This is a genomic window from Anaerobacillus sp. 1_MG-2023 (assembly GCF_030547345.1).
GTDB classification, from domain to species: domain Bacteria; phylum Bacillota; class Bacilli; order Bacillales; family Guptibacillaceae; genus Guptibacillus; species Guptibacillus hwajinpoensis_B.
Map to the genome: position 1 here is coordinate 1 of NZ_JAUORD010000299.1, position 231 is coordinate 231.

The window sequence follows — 231 nt, forward strand, 5'->3', positions numbered from 1 at the left end:
CGTCTTGAAGCTCAAAAATAGCGCCAGGAATTACTTCTCCTGAATCAACATCCTTCTTCGTTAATTCTGCATTGAATTTTTGCAGTGTATTCTTTGCTTCAACATTCACTCGTTCAGAATTATTAAACGCAATCGCAAATTCAATTGGTGTTGGATCAAGAACATAACCGAATGGTGCTTTTGTTTCCACAAAAGTGTAGTTTCCAGGACGAAGATTGTTTACGACAACTT

The 231-nt window shown here is 37.2% G+C and carries 1 protein-coding gene; it reads right to left on the reverse strand.

The annotated features are described in order from the left end of the window. A partial coding sequence (locus Q4550_RS24235) for an MSCRAMM family protein (protein ID WP_303536829.1) occupies nt 1-231 on the reverse strand: 231 nt, incomplete at both ends.